Genomic DNA, 17,308 nt, shown 5'->3' with positions numbered 1-17,308 from the left:
CGGGCGACCCACGAGTAGATGAGGAGGAAGGAAGAGCAGTGACCGAGGGGGCCGGCCTGGACGCCGGGGACCTGCCGGACGACCTGACCGCCGCCGAGGCCGGGATGTGGCAGGCCTTCCGCAACGGCAGCGCGTACGACCTGAGCAGCGGGGACGCCGTGGTGGACGACCCGCACGGCGGGCATCCCTGGGGGCCCGAGCGGACCGTACGGGCCCGCATCGTGTGCTGGCTGCTCCTGGACGGTCCGCCCGCACTGGCCGGCCGCGTGTCGTCGCTGAAGCTGTCCGGCGTGCGGATCAGCGGGACCCTGGACCTGGCGGGCGGCACGGTGGTGCCGTACGTGGAACTGAAGGGCTGCCGCTTCGACCGGGAGGTCCTGGTGCCCGAGGCCCGGTTCACGACCCTGCGCCTGGTGGACTGCGCGGTCCCGCGCCTGGAGGCCGCCCGGGTGCACACCGAGGGCGATCTGCATCTGCCGCGCTGCCGCTTCCACAACGGCGTCCGGCTCACCGACGCGCACATCGGCACCGATCTGCTGCTCAACCAGTCGGTCGTGTACCGGGACCGCACCGGCCGCTCGATCGCCGCCGACGGCATGACCGTCGGCCAGGACCTCCAGGCGGAGCTCCTGGAGTCGCACGGCGAGCTGAGCCTGCGCAGCGCCAAGGTCGGCGTGTCGCTGAGCCTGCGCGGCGCCAAGCTGGCCAACCCCTACTCCCGGCTGGCCCTGAACGCGCCCCAGCTGACCGTCGAGCGCACTCTCTACATGACCCCGGCCGGCGTGGGCAGCCCGCTGCTCAGCGGCACCACTCCCGCGCGCGGGACGCGGGTCCAGCGCTTCGAGTGCCAGGGCGGGGTGCGCCTGGACGACGGGCGGTTCGGGGACGCGGTCGACCTCGAGCGGGCCCGGTTCGCCTTCACCGACGACCAGGAACTGTCGCTGCGCCGGGTGCAGACGCCCGAGCTGCGTTTCCTCGGGGAGCGGCCGCAGCGCGGCAAGGTGGTGCTGTCGGGGGTGCGGGTGGTCACCCTCGTGGACCGGGCGGCCAGCTGGCCGGGGCCGGGCAGTCTGCACATGGGCGGCTTCACGTACGAGAGCCTGGTGCCGCAGGGCCCGTTCCCGCTGACCGAACGCCTGGACTGGGTGGCGGCGGCGACCGCCGAGTACAACCCCGAGCCGTACGAGCGCCTGGCCGCCGTGCTGCGCGGGGCCGGGGAGGACGAGGACGCGCGCGAGGTGCTGCTCGCCAAGCAGCGCCGCCGCCGCGAGACCCTGCCGCTGGCCGCCAAGCTCTGGGGGTACGCGCAGGACTGGACGGTCGCCTACGGGTACCGGCCCGGCCGGGCCGCCGTGTGGATGGCGGTGCTGTGGGCGGCGGGCACGCTCGCCTTCGCGCACGCCAGCCATCCGCCGATGAACTCCGGCGGCCACCCGGCCTGGAGCCCGGCGCTGTTCGCCCTGGACCTGCTGCTGCCGGTCATCGACCTGGGCCAGGCGGGCCAGTGGCAGCTGCGCGGCGGCTGGCAGTGGCTGGCGGCGGCGATGGTGCTGCTGGGCTGGGTCCTGGCGACGACGGTGGCGGCGGGAGCGACGCGGCTGCTGCGGCGGAGCTGACCGGATCCGGGGCCCTTCCCGGCCCGGAGCCTCCGGCGGCTTGGCAGGTACCGATCAGTAGTTGAACTCTAATCAACTTTTACCGGTCCTTGACCGGGCGGCGTACAACTTTCCTCGGCCTTGCCGTAGGGGCTGGCGCGTCGTCGACCTGCGGTCTTTCAATGGTCGACACCATGGCTCTGCTGCCCCCGTTCATCCGCCCCACCCGGATGAAAAGGACCCCCTCGCGTCCGGCCGGACCGCCGGTCGATGACGAGGTGCTGCTCGACGCGCCCGACGACCGCCTCGGCCCCGCCCTCGTCGCGGCCGGGAGCGGCGAGTACCGCGCCGCCGCCGAGCTGCTGGCCGCCACGCGAGCGGCCGCCGAGTGGGAGAACCGCGACCGGTACACGCGGCGCCTGGCCGGCTTCGCCCGTTCGCGCTCCGAGTGGTTCGAGGAGTGGCGCAAGGCCGCCCCCGACGACCCCGACGGACTGCTGGTGGCGGCCCAGCTGGCGGTGGACCGGGCCTGGCCCTCGCCGGCCCGCAGCGAGCTGCTGCGCGAGCTGAGCCCGCTGATCACGGCCGCCGCCCGGGGCGACGACCGGGACCCGGTGCCGTGGCGGCTCGCGCTGGACCACGCGCGCGGGTCCCGGGCCGGCCACCGGTACTTCGAGGAGCTGTGGGAGGCGGCGGTCCGGCGCGCCCCGCACCACTACGGCTGCCATGTGGCGGCCCTGCGCTATCTGGCCGCCTCGTGGCACGGCTCGCACCGCGAGTGCTTCGACTTCGCCGACCTGGCCGCGCAGGACGCCCCGGCGGACTCGCTCGTCCAGGCGCTGCCCGCGCGGGCGGCCCTCGGCTACCTGACCGACGGCTGCGGACCCGAGGTGCCGCGGGAGCGGCTGGACGCGGCGGCCGACCGGGCGATCGCGCTCTCCGGCCGGTTCCCGGCGGCCGACCCCTGGCCCGCCGAGATCCGCAACAAGCTCACCTACGTGCTCCTGCGGCTGGGCCGCCGGGAGGACGCCCGTACCCAGCTCCGGCTGATCGGCCCGTACGCCACCTCCTTCCCCTGGGACCGGGCCTCCGACGACCCGCTCGGCCACTTCCTGCGGCTGCGCGAGGAACTCCGGACGGCGGCCCCCCGCACCGGCCGGACCGGGTCGGCCCCGGCCCCGCTGCGACCGCGGAGTGAGCTCCGCGGACACGTCCGTGCCGGTGACCATTAGGGTGGCGCCGTGACCACCGTCCGTCTCCCCCTCTTCCCGCTGAACTCGGTACTGTTCCCGGGCCTGGTGCTCCCCCTCAACGTCTTCGAGGAGCGGTACCGCGCCATGATGCGCGAGCTGCTGAAGACGCCCGAGGAAGAGCCGCGCCGCTTCGCCGTAGTGGCGATCCGCGACGGCCACGAAGTGGCGCCGAGCGCCCCGGGCATGCCGGACCCGACCGCCCTGCCCGAACGCGGACCCGCCGCGGGCTTCGGCGCCGACCCCACCCGGGCGTTCCACGCCGTGGGCTGCGTGGCGGACGCCGCGACCGTCCGGGAGCGGGCCGACGGCACCTTCGAGGTGCTGGCGACCGGTACCACCCGGGTACGGCTGCTGTCCGTGGACGCGTCGGGTCCGTTCCTGACCGCCGAGCTGGAGGAGCTGGCGGAGGACCCGGGCGACGAGGCGGGTGCGCTGGCCGAGGGCGTGCTGCGGGCGTTCCGCCAGTACCAGAAGCGGCTGGCGGGCGCGCGGGAGCGCTCGCTGTCCACGGGTGCGGACCTGCCGGACGAGCCGGCCGTCGTCTCCTACCTGGTCGCGGCGGCGATGATGCTCGACACCCCGACGAAGCAGCGTCTGCTCCAGGCCCCGGACACCGCGTCCCGCCTGCGCGACGAGCTGAAACTCCTTCGCGCGGAGACGGCCATCATCCGTAATCTGCCGTCACTGCCGGCGGCGGACCTGACGCGCGGCCCGACGAGTCTGAACTGAGGCCCGGACCCTCCATGGCTAAGAAGTCGAAGAAACAGCAGCAGCCGGGCGGCACCCCCGCGACGGTGGCCCTGACGGCGGCGGGCGTGGACTACACGGTCCACGCCTACGACCACGACCCGTCCCACCCCTCCTACGGCGAGGAGGCCGCCGAGGCGATGGGCGTCTCCCCGGAGCGTGTCTTCAAGACCCTGATCGCGGACGTCGACGGCACCCTGACGGTCGCCGTGGTCCCGGTGGCGGGCTCCCTCGACCTCAAGGCCCTGGCGGCGGCGGTCGGCGGCAAACGCGCGGCCATGGCGGACCCGGCCCACGCGGAACGCACCACCGGTTACGTCCGCGGCGGCATCTCCCCCCTGGGCCAGCGCAAGAAGCTCCCCACGGTCCTCGACGACTCGGCGACCGCCCACCCCACGATCTGCGTCTCGGCCGGCCGCCGGGGCCTGGAGGTCGAACTCACCCCCACCGACCTGACCACCCTCACGGAGGCCGTCCTGGCCCCCATCGGCCGCGGCTGACCTCCGGTCAGGTAGGCGCGGCCCCCTCCCAGCCCGTCCGGCCTTCGCTGCCGAGGCGGTCAGCCTGAGCTGGGGGCTCGCCCCCACTTCCAGCCCGTCCGGCGTTTGAGGACGAGGCCCTTCAGGCCGATGGGGTCCGGGGCGAAGCCCCGGCGGGGTCGAAGGGGCGGAGCCCCTGGGGACGGGGAAGGGGTGGGGGCGGCGGGGGCGAGAGCAGCCCGGCGGTCAGCCCTGCGCGGGCGGCGCCCCGTACGGGCCCTCCTGGTACGGATCAGGATCCCGCGGACCGAACAGCGCCGTCAGCCCCAGATGAACCAGCACCGCGGCCACCGACCACGCCAGCAACGCCCCCTTGGCGCCCAGCTTCAGCGGCGCCGAGAAGGCCACGCCCTTCCCCACGGACCTGGCATGGGCAAGGACGTCCTTCTCCGGCCCGAGCCACACCCCGAGCCGCCACGCCAGCAGCGACCCCAGCACACCCCCGACGGTCAGCGCGACCACCAGCGGCACACCTCCACGCCGCCGCAGCAGAAAGACGACGACCGCACTGACCGCCCCGAAGGCCAGCGCCAGCAGCGTGAACGTTCCGTCGACCCCGATCGCCTGCTCCCCTTCGGTGTCCTTGAGGTAGACGATCCAGTTCTTCCCGCTCTCGTCACCGACCAGCGGCACGTGCGGCGTGAGCCACAGCCACAGCAGCCCGAGCAGCACCCCACCGAGCGCCATCGCCACCGTGATCACGGCGGCCTCCCGCACTTCGGTCTTCATCCCGGGGCCGTCCTGTTCGTAGGCTGCTCCCGCGGACCCGGCGGGCTGCGCGCCCTGCCGGTCCTGGTGCGGGGACGGTTCGTGCGGCGGCGGAGGCGGAGTCAGTGGTGCGGTCACCCTGACATCGTGCCAGGTCGCCCTGTGCGGCGCGTCACCGGACGGCGGCCCGGCGGTACGCCCAGGTCGCCAGGGCCAGCGACACCACCCCGACCCCGGCGCACACGCCCAGGTCACCGGCGACGAACGCCCAGTGGGGACGCGCCCCGAAGGTCCGCGCGTACGCCTCGACGCCGTACGTGGACGGCAGCAGGTCGCGGGCCAGCCGTACGAGCTCCGGCATCCGGTCCGGCGGCAGCACGCCGAGGAGCAGCGCCGCCGACATGCCGAGCTGCCCCAGCAGCGTGGCCAGTTCGGGCCGCGGCGCGAGCAGCCCGCAGGCCGCGCCGAGCCCGGCGAGCGCGGCGCCCGCGAGCGGGATCACCGCGACGAGGATCCAGAGGTTGCCCAGCGGCAGCCCGAACAGCGCGCAGCCGAACACGGCGGTCACCAGGGTCCCGGGCACGGTGAAGGACGCGTACGCCCCCGCCGCGCCCAGCACCACCGCCGCCGGCGGCACCGGCAGCGTGGCGTAGTGGTCGAGCCCGCCGCCGGCCCGCAGTTGCCCGAAGTACTGGGCCAGCAGGTTCAGCGCGACGTACGCGACGACGACGACCGACGACCCGGCCACCACGGACTGGGCCTCGCCCCGGGTGTCCACCACCCCCCGCATCATGATCATGATGCCGACGGACTGGAAGGTCGCCACGAACAGCAGCGGTATCCGCGCCACCCGGGCCCGGGACAGCTGCGCCCGGTACACGGCGGCCATCGACGGCCACAGTCGCGCGCGCGGCCCCAGCCCGGCCGCGCCCGTCGCCGGCTCCGGCACGGACACGGCCCTCCCCGCGGGAGACTGCGCGGATACGGCACTCACGTCGAGCTGCTCCTCTTCCCTGCGGCGGCCGAGCCGTCCTTCGGGGGACCGTACGGATGCGGCGCCTCGCGTGCTCACGCCTTCACCAAACCCTGCCGCGCGGCACCGCCCAGTGCCAGGTACACGTCCTCCAGGCTCGGCGTGGCGAGGGTGAAGTCGTCCAGTGCGGCGAAGGCGGCCCCGCCGGTGACCGTGGCGACGGCCGCGCGGGCCTCCTCGGGCGCGAGCCGCAAAGTCCAGCGGCGCCCGGCCTCCACGGCCCGCTCGCGCAGCACGGCGACCTCCGGCACCTCCAGAGGCGCCTGTTCCCGCCACACCAGTTCCACCCGCACCTCGCCCGCCACGCGTTCCTTGAGCCCGGCGGGGGTGTCGCAGGCGATGACCCGGCCCTGGTCCAGGACGGCGACCCGGTCCAGGACGGTCTCGGCCTCGATGACGTTGTGGGTGACGAGCAGCACGGTCGTGCCGCGCTCGGCCCGCCGCCGGTCGACGGCGTCCCAGACCGCGCGCCGCGCCACCGGGTCCATGCCGGTGGTCGGCTCGTCGAGCACCAGCAGCGGGCGCTCCCCGACCAGGGTGGCGGCGAAGCAGGCGAGCCGCCGCTGGCCGCCGGACAGCTTCTTCAGCGCCCGCCCGGCGATCGGGGCCAGCCCCAGCTCCTCCAGCACGGCGTCCCGCTCGGCCCGGGCCCGCGCCGCGTCCAGGCCGCGCAGGCGTCCGGTGGTCTCCACGGCGAGGGAGACGGTCAGCTCGTCGAGGGCGGTCGACTCCTGGCCGAGGTAGGCGAGGATGCGCGAGGCCCGCTCCGGGTGCCGCACGATGTCGTGGCCGAGCAGTTCGACGCTGCCGGCGTCCGGCCGCAGCAGTCCGGTGAGCTGCCGTACGAGGGTGGACTTGCCGGCGCCGTTCGGCCCGAGCAGCCCGAAGATCTCGCCGCGGCGGACGTCGAGCGCCACGTCATCGGTGGCGCGGACCTCCGGGGTCCCGGGCGCGCCGCGCCGACCGCGCACGGCCGGATAGGTCTTGGTCAGTCCGCGCACGGCGCACACCACGTCATCCGGATGCCGAAGTGCCTGTGCCACGCGCGTACTCACAAGGGACGAGAGTACGCCGTCCGGGCCCTTTACTCGCCTTTGGGGCCTGGCGAGCGGGGGCTCACTCCCCGGCCGGCGCCTGCTCCGTGGCCGCGGGTACGTCGATCTCCCGCCAGAACCCCGCCCGAATGGCGTACCGGTCGTGCTCGTCGATCTGGTCGTCCTTGTGGGCGAGGAGGCCGAAGCGGGCCGCGTAGCGCAGCAGCTCGCCGTCGATGCGGTGCGGGATGCGCGGGTACATCGCGGAGAGTTTCGGCAGGTGGATCTGGTCGCCCAGGCGGGAGATCCACCGCCGGGCGAAGACCTGCCCGACCTCGTACGGGTCCCCGCCGACCGTGGTGATGTCCTCCTCGCGGTCGGCCCACCGCTGCTCGGCGGTGGTCAGCTGGGCCAGCGTCGGCATGGACGCGACCTCCGGCGGCTCGGCCACCACGCCCGGCCGGTCCACCCAGCCCTTGTCGGAGGACCAGCGCAGGGTGGCCGTGGCCGGATGCTGCGTGGTCTGCGCGCCGGGCGCGCGCAGCGCGGCGAGGTCCTTGGGAGTGGGTACGCCCTTGGCCGCGGGCACCCGCTCCTGCGCGCCGTTCTGCGCGGCGGGGGCGGCCGACGTGCGCTCGCCCTCCTCGGCGGGCCGCTCGGGCCCGGCGGCCAGCGCGGACTCGGGCAGCGGCGCGGAGAGGATGGCGGCGATCTCCGGGCGGGGCGCGGGCGGCGGTGCGCAGATGCCGGTGAGCTCCTTGGCCCGTACAGCCTGCGTGATCCAGGCCCGGTCCAGCACGCGCCGCTCGTCGGCCTCGGCGACCAGGTCCTCGGACTGGTTGTAGTCGCCGTCGGCGGCCTGTACGGCCCACAGGTGGACGGCGACGCCGTGCTCCTTGGCGGCCATCATGCCCGGCAGCAGGTCGCCGTCGCCGGTGACCAGGACGACGTCGGAGCAGGCGCCGTTGCGGGCGAGCTCGGTGAGCTCGGCGTGCATGGCGGCGTCCACGCCCTTCTGCGCCCAGCGTCCGTCGCTGCGGGTCAGCGCGCCGAGCCGGACGGTGACCCGGGGCATCACGCGCAGCCGGCGGTGCTCCGGCTGGGGGACGCGGTCGGGGGCGCCGTCGAACCAGTAGATACGCAGCAGGGGGCGTTCGGTGTCGGCCTCCGCTCGCTCGCGCAGCGCCTGGATGAGGGCGGTGTGGTCGACGGTGATCCGGGACCGTGAGGGCTCTCCGGCGAGGAGGCTGGCTGCGGCCCCCAGCAAGTACCCGGCGTCCACCAGGACGATGCAGCGGTCCACGCGACTCACCTTCTTCCCGGGAGGTTTCTGCTTGCGGCTTCATTCGAGTCTGCCCGACCGTACGGGGGTTAACGGCCCGAACTCGATCTTCGGCGTGGCGTTTCGGGGTCGTGCGCTCCGACAAGCCTGTCACAGACGGTAATTATCCGGAATGCGTTCATTGTCAGCCTATGTGAATCTGATGGCGGCCCTGGCCCCTAGATCCCCTTCAGGAGGCAGATCACCATGGCCAAGAACAAGAACAACCGCAAGCAGGCCGGCCCGAAGAACCGCTCCTCGCAGGCCGAGCAGCCGCAGGAGCACGCGCAGCGTGCCCCGGAGGCGCACGATCCCGAGATGGCGCACGTACCGGGCAGCCCGGCGAATGTCGCACGTAAGCAGCACAAGCGCTTCGGCCACAACTGAGACCGGCGCACGGGCCTTTGAGCCCAGGCACGGACGAGGGGCGTATCCGATCGCGGACACGCCCCTCGTTCACGTCGCACGCCCGGCCGCGCACCCGGGGCCTGTCCGGGCCGCTCGACCCGCGAGACTCAACCCGCGAGACACGACGGCCCGAGCAGCACCTTGAGGTCGCCGAAGAGCGCCGGGTCCGGCTTCACGCGGTGCCGGTCCAGGCGCAGGACCGTCGTCTTGCGCGGGCCCTGGAGCTTGATGCGGACCTCGCTCTCGCCCTTGTGGTGGCTGAGGATCTCGCCGAGGCGGCTGACCATCGGCGGGGTGACCCTCGTGGCCGGGATGGTGAGGATCACCGGCGCGTTGGTGCCGGCGTTCGACAGGTCCGGGACCTGAAGTTCCATGGCGACCAGCCGGGGCACGTCCTCGCGTTTGTCGAGGCGGCCCTTGACGAAGACGACCGCGTCCTCGACGAGTTGGGTCGACACGAGCTGGTAGGTCGCCGGGAAGAACATGCACTCGATGGAACCGGCGAGGTCCTCCACGGTGGCGATCGCCCAGGCGTTGCCCTGCTTGGTCATCTTTCGCTGAAGGCCCGAGATGATGCCGCCGATGGTGACCACCGCGCCGTCCGCGTGCTCGCCGCCGGTGAGCTGGGCGATGCCCGCGTCGGCCTTGTCGGACAGCACGTGCTCCAGGCCGAAGAGCGGGTGGTCGGAGACGTACAGACCGAGCATCTCCCGCTCCTGGGCGAGCAGATAGGTCTTGTCCCACTCCTCGGTGGTGAACTCCACGTCGAGTCCGAAGCCGGGCTCGCTGCTCTCCTCCTCGCCCATGCCGCCGAAGAGGTCGAACTGGCCCTCGGCCTCCTTGCGCTTGACCGCGACCACGTTGTCGATCATCGGCTCGTACTGCGCGGTGAGGCCCTTGCGGGTGTGTCCCAGGGTGTCGAAAGCGCCCGCCTTGATCAGCGACTCCGTGGTGCGCTTGTTGCAGGCGACCGCCTCGACCTTGTCGAGGTAGTCGGGGAAGGAGGCGTACTTGCCCTTGGCCTTGCGGCTCCTGATGATCGACTCCACCACGTTGGTGCCGACGTTGCGCACGGCTTCGAGGCCGAAGAGGATCACGTCGTCGCCCTGCGCGGCGAAGTTGTGCACCGACTCGTTGACGTTCGGCGGGAGCACCTTGATGCCCATGCGCCGGCACTCGTTGAGGTAGACGGCCGACTTGTCCTTGTCGTCCTTGACCGAGGTGAGCAGTCCGGCCATGTACTCGGCGGGGTGGTTCGCCTTCAGGTAGGCGGTCCAGTACGAGACCAGTCCGTACGCGGCGGAGTGCGCCTTGTTGAAGGCGTAGCCGGCGAAGGGGACCAGCACGTCCCACAGTGCCTGGATCGCCTCGTCGCTGTAGCCGTTCTTCTTCGCTCCGGCCTGGAAGATGGTGAAGTTCTTCGCCAGCTCGTCGGGCTTCTTCTTGCCCATCACGCGGCGGAGGATGTCGGCCTCGCCGAGCGAGTACCCGGCGATGATCTGGGCGGCCTTCTGCACCTGCTCCTGGTAGACGATCAGGCCGTAGGTGACGGCCAGGACCTCTTCGAGGGGCTCCTCCAGCTCCTTGTGGATCGGAGTGATCTCCTGGAGCTTGTTCTTGCGCAGCGCGTAGTTGGTGTGCGAGTCCATGCCCATGGGGCCCGGACGGTAGAGCGCGGAGACGGCGGAGATGTCTTCGAAGTTGTCGGGCTTCATCAGGCGCAGCAGCGAGCGCATGGGGCCGCCGTCGAACTGGAAGACGCCGAGGGTGTCACCGCGCTGGAGGAGTTCGAAGGTCTTCGGATCGTCGAGCGGCAGTGCCAGCAGGTCGAGGTCGATGCCCTTGTTGGACTTCACCATCTTGACGGCGTCGTCCATGATCGTCAGGTTGCGCAGCCCGAGGAAGTCCATCTTCAGCAGGCCGAGCGACTCGCACTGCGGGTAGTCCCACTGCGTGATGGTCACGCCGTCCGTGTGCCGCACCCAGATGGGGGCGTGGTCGACGATGGGCTCGCTGGACATGATCACGCCGGCCGCGTGCACACCCATCTGCCGGACCAGGCCCTCGACGCCCTTGGCGGTGTCGATGACCTTCTTCACGTCCGGCTCGTTCTCGTACATCCCGCGGATCTCGCCGGCCTCGTTGTACCGCGGGTGCGAGGGGTTGGTGATGCCGTCGAGGTCGATGCCCTTACCGAGGACGTCGGCGGGCATCGCCTTGGTGAGGCGGTCACCCATCGCGTACGGGTAACCCAGCACACGTGCGGAGTCCTTGATGGCGTTCTTGGCCTTGATCTTGCCGTAGGTGCCGATCATGGCGACCTTGTCGGCGCCGTACTTCTCCGTCACGTACCTGATCACCTCGACGCGCCGGCGCTCGTCGAAGTCGATGTCGACGTCGGGCATGGAGACGCGCTCGGGGTTGAGGAACCGCTCGAAGATCAGACCGTGCGGGATCGGGTCGAGGTCGGTGATGCCCATGGCGTACGCGACGATCGAACCGGCCGCGGAGCCACGGCCGGGGCCGACCGCGATGCCGTTGTTCTTGGCCCACATGATGAAGTCGGCGACCACGAGGAAGTAGCCCGGGAACCCCATCTGGATGATGACGTCCATCTCGTACTCGACCTGCTTCTGGCGGTCCTCGGGGATGCCGCCGGGGAAGCGGCGCTCCATGCCGCGGCGGACCTCCTCCTTGAACCAGGTGACCTCGGTGTAGCCCTCGGGGATGTCGAACTTGGGCATGAGGTCGCGCTTCTCGAACATGCCGGTCGTGTCGACCATCTCGGCGACGAGCAGCGTGTTGGCGCAGCCCTCCTGCCAGGCGTCCGAGGAGTCGATGGCGTACATCTCGTCCGTGGACTTCAGGTAGTAGCCGGTGCCGTCGAACTTGAAGCGGTCCGGGTCGGAGAGGTTCTTGCCGGTCTGGATGCACAGCAGCGCGTCGTGGGCGCCGGCCTCGTGCGCGTACGTGTAGTGCGAGTCGTTGGTGACCAGCGGGGGGATGCCGAGCTTCTTGCCGATCTCCAGCAGGCCCTTGCGCACCCGGTGCTCGATCTCGATCCCGTGGTCCATCAGCTCCAGGAAGTAGCGGTCCTTGCCGAAGATGTCCTGGTAGTCCGCCGCCGCCTTGAGTGCCTCCTCCTCCTGGCCCAGGCGCAGCCGGGTCTGGACCTCGCCGGAGGGGCAGCCGGTGGAGGCGACGATCCCCTCGGACCACTGGGCGATGGTCTCCTTGTCCATGCGGGGCCACTTCTGCAGCCAGCCCTCGGCGTACGCGTCCGAGGACAGCCGGAAGAGGTTGTGCAGGCCGGTCTTGTTGACCGCCCACATCGTCTTGTGGGTGTAACCACCGGAACCGGAGACGTCGTCCCGCTTCTGGTGCGGCTGGCCCCACTGGATCTTGCGCTTGTTGCGCCGGGACTCGGGGGCGACATACGCCTCGATGCCGATGATCGGGGTGATTCCGGCCTTCTGCGCGGAGTGGAAGAAGTCGTACGCCCCGTGGAGGTTGCCGTGGTCGGACATGGCGATGTGCGTCATGCCCATCTCGTTGCAGGCGTTGAACATGTCCTTGAGCCGCGCGGCACCGTCCAGCAGCGAGTACTGGGTGTGGACGTGCAGGTGCGTGAAGGGCGGCTTTGACACGGTTTCGGCCTCCAAGGAGAACAGGCGCCGACGATCTTCCGACCGGCTGCGGACCGACTGCGGACAGTCTGGGGGACAGCGTCGAAGTCTATGCCCCGGGACTGACACTCGCCGGGCACTCCCGCGTACCTTCGTGCGTTGGAGACGGCAGCAACGCCGTCGCACCCATTGACGCACCAGGAGGCACCCAGCGATGTCGGTATCCCAGCTCAACGACGAGCAGCGCGGCGAGGAGATCCTCGCCGTCTTCGACACCGCCTTCGGCCAGCTCCTGGCCGCCGACCCGGCCGCGTTCCGCGTGAAGTTCCGGAAGATGGCGGCCTCGGCCTTCGCGTTCTACCGGGGCACGGCGTGCCTCTTCTACCACGACCTCGACGCCGAGAAGCGTGGCGGTCCGTACCTCGACGAGCGCACCTCCAGGGTCTGGATCCACGGCGACCTGCACGCCGAGAACTTCGGCACGTACATGGACGCCAACGGCCGGCTCATCTTCAACGTCAACGACTTCGACGAGGCGTACGTCGGACCCTTCACCTGGGACCTGAAGCGCTTCTCCGCCTCCATCGCCCTCGTCGGGTACGCGAAGGCGCTCGGCGACGACCAGATCACCGAGCTGGTCAGGGTCTACGCGGCCGCCTACCGCGAGCGCGTCCACGCCCTGGCGACCGGTGCCAAGAGCGACGAGGTGCCGCCCTTCACGCTGGACACGGCGCAGGGTGCCCTGCTGGACGCGCTGCGTGACGCGCGCTCCCTCACCCGTTTCGGGCTGCTGGACTCGATGACCGAGATCCGGGACTTCGAGCGCCGCTTCGCCCCGGGCGGCGGCTCCATCGAGCTGGACGCGGCGACCCGCTACAAGGTGCTGGCGGCCTTCGACGGCTACCTGGAGACGCTGCCGGAGACCTCGCTGGCCCGCCCGGACTCGTACCGGGTCAAGGACGTCGTCGGGCGGCGCGGCATCGGCATCGGGTCGGCCGGGCTGCCGTCGTACAACATCCTGCTGGAGGGTCACAGCGACGCCCTGGAGAACGACGTCGTGATCTACATCAAGCAGGCCCAGACCCCGGCCGTCTCCAGGCACGTCACGGACCCGGCGATCCGGGACTACTTCCAGCACGAGGGCCACCGCACGGTGATCTCCCAGCGCGCCCTCCAGGCGCACGCCGACCCGTGGCTGGGCTGGACGGAGCTCGACGGGACGGGCCAGCTGGTCGCCGAGGTGTCGCCGTACGCCGTCGACCTGGACTGGAGCGACATCGACGACCCGGAGGAGATCGCGGCCGTCGTCGCCGACCTGGGCCGGGCCACCGCCACCATGCACGCGGCGGCGGACGACACCTCCGGCGAGTCCCTGGTGCCGTTCTCCACCGAGCGGGCCATCGACGCGGCGATCGCGGCCGACGAGGAGGGCTTCGCGGACCTGCTGACCGACTTCGCGCACGGCTACGGCGCACGCGCGCGTGCCGACCACCAGATCTTCGTCGACCTCTTCCGCAACGGCCGCATTCCGGGTCTGTGACCGACGGGCCGCTCACAGGTACCTTTTAGGGGTCTCTTACAGCGGCACATGACACACTCTCCCCGCTATGGACATATCCGGGATCCAGCTCAGAGCCGTACGCGCGGCGCTGTTCACGGCACTGGTCGTGACGCTCAGCAGCGCGTCGCACGTGCTGCTGTCCCGGGTCCCGCTGCCGGTGAACACGGTGGCCGCGGTCGCGGTCGCCGTGTTCCTCCTCGCGTACGCCCTCGCGGGCCGCGAGCGCGGCTTCGGCCGGATCGCCGCCGTGCTGATCCCGCTGGAACTGACCGCCGACACCGTCTTCACCACCGGCCAGCACGTCTGCTACGGCCGCGCCGGCGGCCCCGTCGCGGGTCCGCTGCGTTCGGTCGGCTGGGACGTGCTGTGCGGCAACGGCGCCGGCGTGGGCGCTCCGCTGGCCCAATGGAACAGGAGCGGCGCGGAGCGCCTCCATGAGGGGTGGTGGTCGGGTGACGGGTGGGCCGGCACCGACCGGCTCGCCGCCCTGCTCGCCCACGCCGATCCGGCGACCGCCTGGTTGCTGCTGGCCGCGCATGTCGGCGTCGGCCTGCTGGCCGCCGCCTGGCTGCGCCGGGGCGAGCGGGCGCTGGCCCAGCTGGTGCGCGCGGTGACCGCGACCACGTTCCGGCCGCTGCTGCTTGCGGTGGCCGCGGTGGCCGTCCGGCCGGATCCGGCGGCGGTGCGGCGGGTACGGACCCCGCACGCCCGTACGGCCATCGCCCGGGACCGGCTCCTCGTGTTCTCCCTGGGACGGCGTGGACCGCCGTGCTCGGTCGCCTTCCCCTGAGCGACACCTGAGCACGAACAGTCCCCCACACGTATCCCGCGTACGACCTGTGCGCGTCCCCTTTGGAGAACACCGACATGAGCAAGCGGAACAGTGCGGCGGCCAAGACGGCGGCCCGGGAGCGGCTGCGCCAGGAGCGCGAGCGCCAGGCGAAGCGCGCCAAGGCCAAGCGGCAGGCCATCGTGGCCGGCTCGGTCGTGGCCGTCCTGGCGGCGGCCGGCGGCATAGGCTACGCCGTCGTCCAGGCCAACAAGCCCACCTACTGGGCGGGGCTGAAGGACGCCAAGGTCGTCGCCCCGGCCAACACCACGGGCACCAAGGGCACGACGGTCGTCATCGGCAAGGACACCGCCAAGAAGACCCTCAAGATCTACGAGGACCCGCGCTGCCCCGTGTGCGCCGCGTTCGAGCAGGCCGTCGGTTCGACGGTGAAGAAGGACATCGACGACGGCAAGTTCAAGTTCCAGTACGTCGGCGCCACGTTCATCGACAACAAGGACAACGGCGTCGGGTCGAAGAACGCGCTGAGCGCCCTGGGCGCCGCGCTGAACATCAGCCCCGAGGCGTTCCTCGAGTACAAGTCCGCGCTGTACTCCGCGAAGTGGCACCCGGACGAGAAGGCCGACAAGTTCAAGGACGACAGCTACCTCATCAAGGTCGCCAACACGGTTCCCGCGCTGAAGAACAACGCGAAGTTCCAGGACGCGGTCAAGAAGGGCACCTACGACGCCTGGGCGATGGCTATGTCGAAGACCTTCGACGACAACAAGGACGGCGTGACCGGCACTCCGGGCTTCGTCATGGACGGCAAGCAGCTCAACGGGGGCAGTCCGCTTCTGACGGTGGCCGACTTCAACAAGGTGGTGGACGCGGCCCTCAAGGGCTGACGGCTCCTCGAAGACCGGCCTCCACATGAAGAGCGGGCGAACTTCCGGAGTTCGCCCGCTCTCGCACGTACCGATCAGTAACCTAATCGGTCGTGACCAGTCGCTACAGATCATCCGACGCTGCCGAGGGTCTCAAGTCCCTCTCTCCCCGCCGCCGTACGGTCGTCAAGGCCGCGGCGGCGACCGCTGTCCTGGCCGGCCCGCTCGCCGCCGCCCTTCCGGCGCGCGCCGCCGACCAGGCTCCCGCCTTCCTGCACGGTGTCGCCTCCGGTGACCCGCTGCCCGACGGCATCCTGCTGTGGACCCGGGTGACCCCGGTCCCGGAGGCGATACCCGGCTCCGGAACCGGCCCGGACACCGAGGTGAACTGGGTCGTCGCCAAGGACAAGGCGTTCACCAGCATCGTCACCAAGGGCTCCATCACCGCGACGGCGGCCTCCGACCACACCGTGAAGGCCGACATCCGCGGCCTGGAACCGGCGACCGACTACTGGTTCCGGTTCTCGGCCGGCGGCGCCGACTCCCCGGTGGCGCGCACCCGCACCGCCCCGGCGGCGGACGCGGCCGTCTCCGGCCTGCGTTTCGGCGTGGCCACCTGCGCCAACTGGGAAGCGGGTTACTTCTCCGCCTACCGGCACCTCGCGGCCCGTAACGACCTGGACGCCTGGCTGCACCTGGGCGACTACATCTACGAGTACAAGTCGGGCGAGTACGCGGCCCGGGGCACGGTCGTGCGCCAGCACGCACCCACGAACGAGATCATCACACTCGCCGACTACCGCGTCCGGCACGCGAAGTACAAGACCGACCCCGACCTACAGGCACTGCACCTGAAGGCGCCGGTCATCGCCATCTGGGACGACCACGAGTTCGCCGACAACGCCTGGTCCGGCGGCGCGGTCAACCACACCGAGGGCGCCGAGGGCACCTGGAGTGCCCGTCAGGCCGCCGCGCGGCAGGCGTACTTCGAGTGGATGCCGGTCCGCCCGGCGATCGCGGGCACCACCTACCGGCGGCTGCGCTTCGGCAAGCTCGCCGACCTGTCGCTGCTGGACCTGCGCTCCTTCCGCTCCCAGCAGGCGTCCACGGGCAGCGGCTCGGTGGACGACCCGAACCGCACGATCACCGGCCGCGCCCAGCTCGACTGGCTCAAGGCGGGTCTCAAGGCCTCCGACACGAAGTGGCGGCTCGTCGGCAACTCGGTGATGATCGCGCCGTTCGTCATCGGCTCGCTCACCGCCGACCTGCTCAAGCCGCTGGCCAAGTTGCTCGGGCTGCCGCAGGACGGCATCGGCGTCAACACCGACCAGTGGGACGGCTACACCGACGACCGCCGCGAGCTTCTCGACCACCTGCGGTCGAACGCCATCGGCAACACCGTCTTCCTGACCGGTGACATCCACATGTCCTGGGCCAACGACGTGCCGGTGGACGCGGGCACCTACCCGCTGTCGCCGTCGGCGGCCACCGAGTTCGTGATCACCTCGGTCACCTCGGACAACCTCGACGACATCATGAAGGTCCCCGAGGGCACCGTCTCCACCATCGCCGCGCCGGTCATCGAGGCCGCCAACCGGCACGTCCACTGGGTCGACACCGACCGCCACGGCTACGGCGTGCTGGACATCACCGCCGACCGCGCGCAGATGGACTACTACGTCCTGTCCGACCGCACGAGCCCGAACGCGACCGCTTCCTGGGCCCGTTCGTACCGCACCCGTAGCGGCACGCAGAAGGTCGAGCGCACCTACGACCCTGTGTAGGGAACCAACGCCCGGAGCAACCGAGGAGATCTTTCCGGCATCG

14 protein-coding genes are annotated in these 17,308 nt (G+C 71.4%); 9 read left to right on the top strand and 5 right to left on the bottom strand.

Annotation, left to right across the window (positions count from 1 at the left end):
• Positions 1 to 38 precede the first annotated feature (38 nt).
• The 4 genes from ACWGJM_RS41480 (at position 39) to ybaK (ending at position 4,095) form a co-directional block, all read left to right on the top strand.
• Positions 39 to 1,616, top strand: a complete 1,578-nt coding sequence (locus ACWGJM_RS41480; protein WP_453416928.1) for an oxidoreductase — start codon at positions 39 to 41, stop codon at positions 1,614 to 1,616.
• A gap of 161 nt (positions 1,617 to 1,777) precedes the next feature.
• On the top strand, positions 1,778 to 2,827 hold the full coding sequence (locus ACWGJM_RS41475) for a hypothetical protein (RefSeq protein ID WP_453416927.1): 1,050 nt from the start codon (positions 1,778 to 1,780) through the stop codon (positions 2,825 to 2,827).
• A gap of 9 nt (positions 2,828 to 2,836) precedes the next feature.
• Positions 2,837 to 3,577, top strand: a complete 741-nt coding sequence (locus ACWGJM_RS41470) for an LON peptidase substrate-binding domain-containing protein (RefSeq protein WP_453416926.1) — start codon at positions 2,837 to 2,839, stop codon at positions 3,575 to 3,577.
• A 14-nt stretch (positions 3,578 to 3,591) separates the two neighbouring features.
• Positions 3,592 to 4,095 carry a Cys-tRNA(Pro) deacylase gene (gene ybaK, locus ACWGJM_RS41465; protein WP_453416925.1) on the top strand — a complete coding sequence of 168 codons (504 nt, stop codon included), beginning with the start codon at positions 3,592 to 3,594 and terminating at the stop codon, positions 4,093 to 4,095.
• 225 nt (positions 4,096 to 4,320) lie between these two features.
• Here the strand turns inward: ybaK and ACWGJM_RS41460 are convergent, their stop codons facing one another.
• From ACWGJM_RS41460 to ACWGJM_RS41445, 4 genes are all read right to left on the bottom strand, one after another.
• Positions 4,321 to 4,980 carry an AAA family ATPase gene (locus tag ACWGJM_RS41460; protein WP_453416924.1) on the bottom strand — a complete coding sequence of 220 codons (660 nt, stop codon included), beginning with the start codon at positions 4,978 to 4,980 and terminating at the stop codon, positions 4,321 to 4,323.
• 34 nt (positions 4,981 to 5,014) lie between these two features.
• Positions 5,015 to 5,836 (bottom strand): ABC transporter permease, encoded by an 822-nt coding sequence (locus ACWGJM_RS41455; protein WP_453416943.1) that lies wholly within the window; start codon positions 5,834 to 5,836, stop codon positions 5,015 to 5,017.
• Positions 5,837 to 5,910: 74 nt separating this feature from the next.
• On the bottom strand, positions 5,911 to 6,885 hold the full coding sequence (locus ACWGJM_RS41450) for an ABC transporter ATP-binding protein (RefSeq protein WP_453416942.1): 975 nt from the start codon (positions 6,883 to 6,885) through the stop codon (positions 5,911 to 5,913).
• Positions 6,886 to 6,991: 106 nt separating this feature from the next.
• The gene (locus tag ACWGJM_RS41445; protein WP_453416923.1) at positions 6,992 to 8,212 is read right to left on the bottom strand and encodes an NYN domain-containing protein; all 1,221 of its coding nucleotides are present in this window, start codon (positions 8,210 to 8,212) and stop codon (positions 6,992 to 6,994) included.
• A 225-nt stretch (positions 8,213 to 8,437) separates the two neighbouring features.
• Here ACWGJM_RS41445 and ACWGJM_RS41440 point away from each other — a divergent pair, with 225 nt between their 5' ends.
• Entirely contained in the window at positions 8,438 to 8,617 is a 180-nt protein-coding gene (locus tag ACWGJM_RS41440) for a hypothetical protein (RefSeq protein ID WP_453416922.1), read from the top strand.
• A 128-nt stretch (positions 8,618 to 8,745) separates the two neighbouring features.
• Here the strand turns inward: ACWGJM_RS41440 and dnaE are convergent, their stop codons facing one another.
• Positions 8,746 to 12,285 (bottom strand): DNA polymerase III subunit alpha, encoded by a 3,540-nt coding sequence (gene dnaE, locus ACWGJM_RS41435; RefSeq protein ID WP_453416921.1) that lies wholly within the window; start codon positions 12,283 to 12,285, stop codon positions 8,746 to 8,748.
• Positions 12,286 to 12,478: 193 nt separating this feature from the next.
• Between dnaE and ACWGJM_RS41430 the strand changes: the two genes are divergently transcribed.
• The 4 genes from ACWGJM_RS41430 (at position 12,479) to ACWGJM_RS41415 (ending at position 17,265) form a co-directional block, all read left to right on the top strand.
• Positions 12,479 to 13,804 (top strand): DUF2252 domain-containing protein, encoded by a 1,326-nt coding sequence (locus ACWGJM_RS41430; protein WP_453416920.1) that lies wholly within the window; start codon positions 12,479 to 12,481, stop codon positions 13,802 to 13,804.
• A gap of 67 nt (positions 13,805 to 13,871) precedes the next feature.
• The gene (locus ACWGJM_RS41425) at positions 13,872 to 14,615 is read left to right on the top strand and encodes a hypothetical protein (protein WP_453416919.1); all 744 of its coding nucleotides are present in this window, start codon (positions 13,872 to 13,874) and stop codon (positions 14,613 to 14,615) included.
• Positions 14,616 to 14,692: 77 nt separating this feature from the next.
• Complete coding sequence (locus ACWGJM_RS41420) at positions 14,693 to 15,502, top strand: thioredoxin domain-containing protein (protein ID WP_453416918.1); 810 nt, start codon at positions 14,693 to 14,695, stop codon at positions 15,500 to 15,502.
• Positions 15,503 to 15,594: 92 nt separating this feature from the next.
• Positions 15,595 to 17,265, top strand: a complete 1,671-nt coding sequence (locus tag ACWGJM_RS41415) for an alkaline phosphatase D family protein (RefSeq protein WP_453416917.1) — start codon at positions 15,595 to 15,597, stop codon at positions 17,263 to 17,265.
• The last annotated feature ends 43 nt before the right edge of the window (positions 17,266 to 17,308 follow it).

Source organism: Streptomyces sp. NPDC054834, assembly GCF_053611185.1.
Note: the sequence above shows the minus strand (reverse complement) of the source record. Positions and strands in the feature narration are given on the sequence as shown.

What these genes read in the sequence shown, in the direction of transcription:
- ACWGJM_RS41475 (WP_453416927.1), top strand. Translation starts at nt 1,778, where the DNA reads ATGGTCGACACCATGGCTCTGCTGCCCCCGTTCATCCGCCCCACCCGG.
- ybaK (WP_453416925.1), top strand. Translation starts at nt 3,592, where the DNA reads ATGGCTAAGAAGTCGAAGAAACAGCAGCAGCCGGGCGGCACCCCCGCG.
- ACWGJM_RS41440 (WP_453416922.1), top strand. Translation starts at nt 8,438, where the DNA reads ATGGCCAAGAACAAGAACAACCGCAAGCAGGCCGGCCCGAAGAACCGC.
- ACWGJM_RS41430 (WP_453416920.1), top strand. Translation starts at nt 12,479, where the DNA reads ATGTCGGTATCCCAGCTCAACGACGAGCAGCGCGGCGAGGAGATCCTC.
- ACWGJM_RS41425 (WP_453416919.1), top strand. Translation starts at nt 13,872, where the DNA reads ATGGACATATCCGGGATCCAGCTCAGAGCCGTACGCGCGGCGCTGTTC.
- ACWGJM_RS41420 (WP_453416918.1), top strand. Translation starts at nt 14,693, where the DNA reads ATGAGCAAGCGGAACAGTGCGGCGGCCAAGACGGCGGCCCGGGAGCGG.